Origin of the sequence: Klebsiella sp. MS 92-3 (genome assembly GCF_000195655.1) — a bacterium.
GTDB classification, from domain to species: domain Bacteria; phylum Pseudomonadota; class Gammaproteobacteria; order Enterobacterales; family Enterobacteriaceae; genus Klebsiella; species Klebsiella pneumoniae.
This window is the reverse complement of record NZ_GL882803.1, coordinates 34,880-43,397: the sequence shown is the minus strand read 5'-3', so window position 1 is coordinate 43,397 and position 8,518 is coordinate 34,880. Positions and strand designations below refer to the sequence as shown.

General features: G+C 58.6%; 10 protein-coding genes. 3 read left to right on the top strand and 7 right to left on the bottom strand.

What is annotated here, in order from left to right; translation table 11 throughout:
- Positions 1–154 precede the first annotated feature (154 nt).
- The 3 genes from pspG to HMPREF9538_RS14855 form a co-directional block, all read right to left on the bottom strand.
- A complete protein-coding gene (gene pspG / locus HMPREF9538_RS14845; RefSeq protein ID WP_009484997.1) occupies positions 155–397 on the bottom strand; it encodes an envelope stress response protein PspG in 243 nt (80 codons plus the stop codon).
- Positions 398–536: 139 nt separating this feature from the next.
- Complete coding sequence (dusA, locus tag HMPREF9538_RS14850; protein WP_002884937.1) at positions 537–1,535, bottom strand: tRNA dihydrouridine(20/20a) synthase DusA; 999 nt, start codon at positions 1,533–1,535, stop codon at positions 537–539.
- 100 nt (positions 1,536–1,635) lie between these two features.
- Entirely contained in the window at positions 1,636–2,124 is a 489-nt protein-coding gene (locus tag HMPREF9538_RS14855) for a cupin domain-containing protein (protein WP_002884935.1), read from the bottom strand.
- A 249-nt stretch (positions 2,125–2,373) separates the two neighbouring features.
- Between HMPREF9538_RS14855 and zur the strand changes: the two genes are divergently transcribed.
- Complete coding sequence (zur, locus tag HMPREF9538_RS14865) at positions 2,374–2,889, top strand: zinc uptake transcriptional repressor Zur (protein WP_002884931.1); 516 nt, start codon at positions 2,374–2,376, stop codon at positions 2,887–2,889.
- Between the two features lie 95 nt (positions 2,890–2,984).
- Here zur and HMPREF9538_RS14870 read toward each other — a convergent pair whose 3' ends face one another.
- The gene (locus HMPREF9538_RS14870; RefSeq protein WP_004151747.1) at positions 2,985–3,194 is read right to left on the bottom strand and encodes a CsbD family protein; all 210 of its coding nucleotides are present in this window, start codon (positions 3,192–3,194) and stop codon (positions 2,985–2,987) included.
- Between the two features lie 65 nt (positions 3,195–3,259).
- Between HMPREF9538_RS14870 and HMPREF9538_RS32225 the strand changes: the two genes are divergently transcribed.
- Positions 3,260–3,409 carry a hypothetical protein gene (locus tag HMPREF9538_RS32225; RefSeq protein ID WP_004219133.1) on the top strand — a complete coding sequence of 50 codons (150 nt, stop codon included), beginning with the start codon at positions 3,260–3,262 and terminating at the stop codon, positions 3,407–3,409.
- Between the two features lie 19 nt (positions 3,410–3,428).
- Here HMPREF9538_RS32225 and dinF read toward each other — a convergent pair whose 3' ends face one another.
- From dinF to HMPREF9538_RS14890, 3 genes are all read right to left on the bottom strand, one after another.
- Entirely contained in the window at positions 3,429–4,745 is a 1,317-nt protein-coding gene (dinF, locus tag HMPREF9538_RS14880) for an MATE family efflux transporter DinF (RefSeq protein WP_004151748.1), read from the bottom strand.
- A gap of 69 nt (positions 4,746–4,814) precedes the next feature.
- Entirely contained in the window at positions 4,815–5,423 is a 609-nt protein-coding gene (gene lexA, locus HMPREF9538_RS14885) for a transcriptional repressor LexA (RefSeq protein WP_002884822.1), read from the bottom strand.
- A 122-nt stretch (positions 5,424–5,545) separates the two neighbouring features.
- On the bottom strand, positions 5,546–5,914 hold the full coding sequence (locus tag HMPREF9538_RS14890; protein WP_002884819.1) for a diacylglycerol kinase: 369 nt from the start codon (positions 5,912–5,914) through the stop codon (positions 5,546–5,548).
- A 128-nt stretch (positions 5,915–6,042) separates the two neighbouring features.
- Between HMPREF9538_RS14890 and plsB the strand changes: the two genes are divergently transcribed.
- On the top strand, positions 6,043–8,466 hold the full coding sequence (gene plsB / locus HMPREF9538_RS14895) for a glycerol-3-phosphate 1-O-acyltransferase PlsB (protein ID WP_004178269.1): 2,424 nt from the start codon (positions 6,043–6,045) through the stop codon (positions 8,464–8,466).
- Positions 8,467–8,518 lie beyond the last annotated feature (52 nt).

Genomic DNA, 8,518 nt, shown 5'->3' with positions numbered 1-8,518 from the left:
TTCCACCTGGGAAGCCCTTACTTTTTTTTAGTTCGGCTGTATGTAGGGTACAGCGCGATGAATTCGTTAACGCGCTAATAGTGACAGATTTGCGCAGCAATGCCTACGCGGTTGTCTGCAAAATTGTTCAGGTTGTGACGCACCCCTCAATACCTTAGTAACGCCAACGGTTATTGTCGCGAAAAGCGTTTCCGTTCGGGGATTTCAGCGCCCGAATAACCCACACCGCCGCCACCGCCAGCAGCAGCCACGGCAGTAATTTGATCATCAAGGCGAACAACCCGCCGACGAACATCAGCGCCGTCGCCACCACGATTGCCGCGATAATCCCCAGCAGCGATACGCCGGTGACCAGCAGCATGACAAAAAATCCAATGACAAATAGCAGTTCCAGCATGGTTCTCTCCCCAAAGAATGAATACTTCACTCTGCAGGTATTACAAAAAGCATGCCAACCATAAGCTTTTGACTTTAAAACAAAACGCCCCGCGTCAGTGCGCGAGGCGTGGTCAATTTCACCAGGTTTTGGTCAGAAATTAACGTTTATCGGCCACCAGCTTCAGGGCATGCTCCAGCACCGCAATATCGGCGCCGGCTTTATGCGCATTTTCGCTCAGGTAGCGACGCCACTGGCGAGCGCCGGGGATCCCCTGAAACAGCCCCAGCATATGGCGGGTAATATGGCCCAGATAGGTGCCCTTGCTGAGCTCGCGCTCAATATAGGGGTACATGGCTCGCACCACCGCTACCGGATCGGCATCCGCGCCGGCGACGCCGAAAATTTCGCGGTCGACCGAGGCCAGAATGCCCGGGTTCTGATAGGCCTCACGCCCGACCATCACCCCATCCATATGCTCAAGCTGTACTCTGGCTTCGTCCAGCGATTTGATGCCGCCGTTGATCGCCATCGTAAGGTGGGGGAAATCGCGCTTCAGCTGCCAGACGCGGGGGTAATCCAGCGGCGGGATCTCGCGGTTCTCTTTTGGACTCAGGCCGGAGAGCCAGGCTTTGCGGGCGTGAATAATAAACATCTCACACTCGCCCTTGCCGGAGACTGTCTCAATGAAATCGCACAGAAACTCATAGCTATCCTGGTCGTCAATGCCGATACGGGTTTTCACCGTGACCGGAATCGACACCACATCGCGCATCGCCTTGATGCAGTCGGCCACCAGTGGCGCATTGCCCATCAGGCAAGCGCCAAACATCCCGTTCTGCACGCGGTCGGAGGGGCAGCCGACGTTGAGGTTGATCTCATCATAGCCGCGCGCCTCGGCCAGCTTCGCGCACTGCGCCAGGGCCTGGGGATCGCTGCCGCCGAGCTGCAGAGCAACCGGGTGCTCTTCTTCGCTATAGGCCAGATAGTCCCCTTTGCCGTGAATAATCGCCCCGGTGGTCACCATTTCGGTATACAGCAGCGTATGCCGCGACAGCAGCCGCAGGAAGTAGCGGCAGTGTCGGTCGGTCCAGTCGAGCATCGGCGCGATGGAGAAGCGGTGAGCAGGGAAAACAGGTGACGTTGATTCAGGCATCATGGCGAATAAATAAGCATCCGGGTAAAAAGGGGCGCTACTATAGCATAAAGATACACCACAGGCGCATAGTGCGCCGCGCTTCGCCCCTCACCTGAAATGATTACTTTTTCCGCGGCTTACCGTCGTGTGGACCGAAGAACTGCGGCGGATGGTCAACCCAACGATCCTGGCGCGTCGCGGCATAGCCGGGATTGAGCGGGTAATAAATGCGGTTGTACTTCTTGTTGGCCTCGCCCACCACCAGCAGACGAACTTCCTGCTCGGTGTTATTGAGAAAGGTGTGGCAGATGCCGGTACCAGCGGGAAAACCCACGCTGTCGCCGGGCTCCAGCTTCCAGAGATAGCCGTTTATCCACACTTCCGGATAGCCCTCCAGCACGTAGATGAACTCTTCCTCATCGCTCTCCGCGTGTGGATAAGAGGTGCGCCGCCCGGGCGGCAGCCGCTCGTGGTGGATCCCCAGCCGGTTGAGACGTAAACCTCGCCCCAGCGGCGCGCCGATTGAAAAACGCTCCGGGCTGTCGGGATAAGTAGCATCGTCGGGCCCTTCCAGTTCGCGCCAGTGGCGAATGCAATCAGGTCGTTTCATCGTTTTCTCCCGAAAATGAGACACTTCAGATATAGCATACCCAGGGTCGGGCGTGTTGTGATTAAATCGGACATGGTGGTTTTAGCGAGCGGCTAAGGCGTAGTCTGCTCGAGAATAAGCGGCCAGCGCTCGGGACGGGCGCCGGTGCCGACAACCTGAAGTATGACCCGTATCACCTGCCGGCTCTCGGTGTTTTCTGAGGAACGTGATAAAGTAACAGATTCAAATTCACGCAACCCGAGGATGCTCATGGATAAGACCCCTTCGCAAGAGATGTTAGCGCATGCTGAAAAGCTTTGCGCACAGCGCGGCGTACGCCTGACTCCACAGCGTCTGGAAGTGTTGCGCCTGATGAGCCTGCAGCAAGGGGCAATCAGCGCCTACGATCTGCTGGACTTGCTACGTGAGAAAGAGCCGCAGGCGAAGCCGCCGACGGTTTACCGTGCGCTGGAGTTTTTACTCGAGCAGGGTTTTGTCCATAAGGTAGAGTCAACCAATAGCTATGTGCTGTGCCATCTGTTCGACCAGCCGACCCATAGCTCGGCCATGTTTATCTGCGACCGCTGCGGCGTGGTAAAAGAAGAAGCGGCGGAAGGGGTGGAAGATATCATGCATACGCTGGCGGCCCGCATGGGGTTTGCCCTGCGCCACAATGTGATAGAAGCTCACGGGCTTTGCGCGGGCTGCGTGGAAGTCGAAGCCTGCAGCACCCCGGGACATTGCCAGCACGATCATACTATTCAGCTCAAAAAGAAAGCCCGCTGAGCGGCTGCCGCAGCGGGAAAAAGGGTTAACGGCGCGTCCCTGCGCCATTCAGACAGGCACTAACACAAATGCTTCATTCTTCGGATCAAGGAACGCTACCAGCGATAGTCGTTCTTATGCTCCCAGTCTGAGACTTCTTTCTCAGCCTGATCTTTCTCATAACCGTAACGCTCCTGAATTTTGCCGACCAGCTGGTCGCGCTTCCCTTCGATTACGGTCATATCATCATCGGTAAGTTTGCCCCACTGTTCCTTGGCTTTACCTTTAAACTGTTTCCAGTTACCGCCGATTTCGTCTTTATTCATAATAACGTCCTCATCATTCGGTGGGTTTACAGCCCGTTTTGTGCCGGACATGGTATTAACTATAGATGAGAATGCTGGCGTCGATTCGTTATTCGGAATTTTTAACCATCGCACCGCGGGATAACGCGAAGAGGATGTTCCCGGCCTGCGCCACGCTGAGCCGGGCTATTGAATCGCCCTGTAAACGTAGCGCGACCGGGGAAGGTCACGGCTAGCGGCAATGACGGGAGATGACTAACTAAACCATGTGCCGCGTCGCCAGTGACGACGCCAGATCAGCGCCAGCGACAGGCCGCGCAGGGCGAGGAACACCGCCAGCGCCAGCCACAGACCATGGTTGCCAAGCACCGGTAGCGTAAGCAGCGTCACAGCAAACCCCGCCGCGGCGACCGCCATACTGTTCCTCATCTCAGCGCCGCGCGTCGCGCCGATAAACATGCCGTCCAGCAGATAGCACCAGACGCCGACCACCGGCAGGATCGTCTGCCAGATCAGATAGCGATCGGCCAGCTGCTGCAGGGAAGGCAGTGAGGTTAACAACGCGATAATGTACTGCCCCGCCAGGCTGTAAATCAGGGCAAACGCCAGCGCCACCATGCCGGACTGCCGGCAGGCCGCCCGCCACACCTCCAGCAACTGGCTACCGTCGCGCGCGCCGTAAGCCTGGCCGGAGTGAGCCTCCACGGCATAGGCAAAGCCATCCAGCGCGTAGGCGGTAAAGGTCAGCATGGTCATCAGTACGGCGTTAACCGCCACGATGTCGCTGCCCAGACGGGCGCCGAATACGGTCAGCGCGCCAAAGCACAGCTGCAGCAGCAGAGAGCGCAGCATGATGTCCCGATTCAACGCCAATAAACGGCGCAGATCCCCGCGCCAGGCGTTTTTCAGCATCGCCAGCGACACGCCGCGCAGCGTCAGCACCCGCTTCGCCATCAGCAGGCCAATAATGAGGGTGGCGTACTCCGCGGTGACCGTGGCCAGCGCCGCTCCCTGGACGTTCATCCGCAGGCCCATCACCAGCCACAGATCGAGCACAATATTCAACAGATTACCCACCACCAGCAGAATAACCGGCGCCCGGGCGTACTGGACGCCCAGCAGCCAGCCGAGCAGCACCAGGTTGGCCAGCGAGGCGGGGGCGCTGAGCCAGCGAATTTCGAGAAACCGTCTCGCCTGCTCAAGCACCGCCTCGCTGCCGCCGACAATATGCAGAGCGAGGTCAATTAGCGGCAGGCGAAGCAGGATAATCAGCACCCCGGCGCCCAGCGCCAGGGCCAGCGGCTGCACCAGCGCCCGCGCCAGGCGCTGCGGATCTTTGGCGCCCCAGGCCTGAGCGGTGAGCCCGGTGGTGCTCATGCGCAGGAACAGCAGCAGCATGAAGAGGAAACTGGTGGCCGTCGCCCCGACCGCTACGCCGCCGAGGTATACCGGGCTGTCCAGGTGGCCGATCACCGCCGTATCCACCAGCCCCAGCAGCGGGACGGTGATGTTGGAGAAAATCATAGGGAGGGCAAGACGCCACAGCGCTTTATCGGCAGCGTTGAGCAGCATGTTTGAGGACCTGATTGAGGAAAAACGTCGCAGCGTCACGCAACAGATGACGCTGCGCAGAGGCAGGCGCTACAGCCATTCTCCATTACGGATCACGCCAACGGCCAGACCCTCAATGGTAAAACTCTGCTGGCGCAGATCGACGACGATCGGGGAAAACTCGCTGTTTTCCGGCAACAGTTCAACGACATTGCCCTGCTTTTTCAGGCGCTTCACCGTCACTTCTTCATCGATACGCGCGACAACCACCTGGCCGTTACGCACATCCTGGGTTTTGTGGACCGCCAGCAAATCGCCATCCAGAATACCGATGTCTTTCATCGACATCCCACTGACGCGCAGCAGGAAATCGGCGTTGGGCTTAAACATCGACGGGTCGACCTGATAGTGGCCTTCAATATGCTGCTGCGCCAGCAGCGGCTCACCGGCGGCGACGCGGCCGATCAGCGGCAGGCCTTGCTCTTCTTCCGTCAGCAGGCGAATACCGCGAGAAGCGCCGGAGACGATCTCGATCGCGCCTTTACGCGCCAGCGCTTTCAGGTGTTCTTCCGCCGCGTTTGGGGAACGGAACCCCAAGCGCTGAGCAATTTCCGCACGCGTCGGCGGCATGCCCGTCTGGCTGATATGATCCCTAATGAGATCAAACACCTCTTGCTGCCTGGTCGTTAACGCTTTCATTCCGCCCCCTGGGTGTATATACAGTTATGCTGTGAGTATATACAGCTAACGGTGATTTTGGAACCACATGGCACACAAAAATCGGCGGATTGTTCATATTTTGCGAGGGTTAGCGAAGAACGTTAGTGATAATGGCTCCACAGCAGCGTTCCCCAGGTGATCAGCGCGATGATAATCGCCAGCAGAACCGCCGCCGACCCCATATCTTTGGCGCGCCCTGAAAGCTCGTGAAAATCCGAGCCGATACGGTCCACAACCGCTTCAATCGCGCTGTTGAGAATTTCGACTATCATCACTAGCAGGACCGAGCCAATCAGCAATACGCGGGTGATGGCGTCGACGTCCAGCCAGCAGGCTACCGCGACGGCCACGATAGCGGCGACGCCTTCCTGACGAAACGCAGCCTCGTTGATCCACGCCGCGCGAAATCCTTTCCAGGAGTAACCTGCCGCCTTAATGATCCGGGTTAACCCGGTGGTATTATTGGCCATCACAAAACCTTTTTACGTAAATGACGTCGATGAGTGTGCGCGTTTGCCGCGTGGTAACGGAAATTTTGCCCACTTTCTGTTATTCTTGCCGCGCATTTGCATGATTAACCAGAGGCTTCACATCGTTTATGTCCGGCTGGCAACGAATTTACTATAAATTACTGAATTTACCATTACAGGTGCTGGTAAAAAGCAAGTCTATTCCGGCAGAGCCTGCCCAGGAATTAGGACTCGATACCTCGCGTCCGGTCATGTACGTCCTGCCCTATAATTCGAAGGCGGACCTGCTGACGCTGCGCGCCCAATGCCTGGCGCATGATTTACCTGACCCGCTTGAACCGCTGGAAATCGACGGCGCCCTGCTGCCGCGTTACGTATTCATCCACGGTGGGCCGCGCGTATTTACTTATTACACGCCAAAAGAAGAGTCCATCAAGCTGTTCCACGATTACCTCGATCTGCACCGCAACCATCCGGACCTCGATGTGCAAATGGTGCCGGTTTCGGTCATGTTCGGCCGTTCGCCGGGTCGCGAGAAAGGAGAAGTCAATCCGCCGCTGCGGATGCTGAACGGTATTCAGAAATTTTTCGCCGTCTCCTGGCTCGGCCGCGACAGCTTCGTGCGCTTCTCGCCGTCCGTTTCGCTGCGCCGCATGGCGGATGAGCACGGTACCGATAAGATCATCGCCCAGAAGCTGGCTCGCGTCGCTCGCATGCATTTTGCCCGCCAGCGGCTGGCCGCCGTCGGCCCGCGTTTGCCGGCCCGCCAGGATCTGTTTAATAAACTGCTGGCCTCGAAAGCGATTGCCCGCGCGGTGGAAGACGAAGCGCGCAGCAAGAAAATTTCGCACGAGAAGGCACAGCAGAACGCTATCGCGCTGATGGAAGAGATTGCGGCGAACTTCTCATACGAGATGATCCGCCTGACCGACCGCATTCTCGGCTTCACCTGGAACCGCCTGTACCAGGGCATCAACGTGCATAACGCCGAGCGCGTACGCCAGCTGGCGCACGACGGCCATGAAATTGTCTATGTCCCCTGCCACCGCAGCCACATGGACTATCTGCTGCTCTCCTACGTCCTGTACCATCAGGGGCTGGTCCCTCCGCATATCGCGGCGGGCATCAACCTCAACTTCTGGCCGGCCGGACCGATCTTCCGCCGCCTCGGCGCTTTCTTTATTCGCCGCACCTTTAAGGGCAACAAGCTCTATTCCACCGTGTTCCGCGAATACCTTGGCGAACTGTTCAGCCGCGGCTATTCCGTGGAGTATTTCGTCGAAGGCGGCCGCTCCCGTACCGGCCGCCTGCTCGATCCGAAGACCGGTACGCTGTCGATGACCATCCAGGCGATGCTGCGCGGCGGAACCCGACCGATCACCCTGGTGCCGATTTACATCGGCTATGAGCACGTGATGGAGGTAGGAACCTACGCCAAAGAGCTGCGCGGCGCCACTAAAGAGAAAGAGAGTCTGCCGCAGATGGTGCGCGGTTTAAGCAAGCTGCGCAACCTGGGCCAGGGTTACGTTAACTTCGGCGAACCGCTGCCGCTGATGACCTATCTTAACCAGCATGTGCCGGATTGGCGGGAAGCGATCGACCCGATCGAAGCGGTTCGCCCCTCCTGGCTGACGCCGACGGTGAATAGCATCGCCGCTGACCTGATGGTGCGCATCAATAACGCCGGCGCGGCCAACGCCATGAACCTGTGCTGTACGGCGCTACTGGCCTCCCGCCAGCGTTCGCTGACCCGTGAGCAGCTCACCCAGCAGTTAGAGTGCTACCTCGCGCTGCTGCGCAATGTGCCCTATTCTCCGGATGCGACCGCCCCATCCGCTTCGGCCAGCGAGCTCATCGATCATGCACTGCAGATGAACAAGTTCGAAGTGGAGAAGGACACCATTGGCGACATCATCATCCTGCCGCGCGAGCAGGCGGTGCTGATGACCTACTATCGCAACAATATCGCCCATATGCTGGTGATGCCGTCGCTGTTAGCCGCTCTGGTGACTCAGCATCGTCATCTCAGCCGCGCCGAAGTGCTGCGTCATGTGGAAACACTCTATCCGTTCCTCAAGGCCGAGCTGTTCCTGCGCTGGGAAAAAGCGGAGCTGGCCGGAGTGGTGGATGCGCTGATTGCCGAGATGCTGCGTCAGGAGCTGATCGTCGTCGATGGCGATGTCATGAGCCTCAACCCGTCGCACTCTCGCTCCCTGCAGCTGCTGGCCGCTGGCGCCCGCGAGACGCTGCAGCGCTATGCCATCACCTTCTGGCTGCTGAGCGCTAACCCGGCGATCAACCGCAGCTCGCTGGAAAAAGAGAGTCGCACCGTGGCCCAGCGTCTGTCGGTGCTACACGGCATCAATGCGCCGGAGTTCTTCGACAAAGCGGTGTTCAGCACCCTGGTGTTGACCCTGCGCGATGAAGGCTATATCAGCGACACCGGCGACGCCGAGCCGGAAGAGACCCTGAAGGTTTATCGGATGCTGGCGGATTTGATTACGTCGGATGTCCGACTGACCATTGAGAGCGTCACGCAGGACGACGCGTAACGCGGCGTTTTCTTTCGCCCCCCCCCCCCCGGGGGGGGGGCGGCGGGGGGGC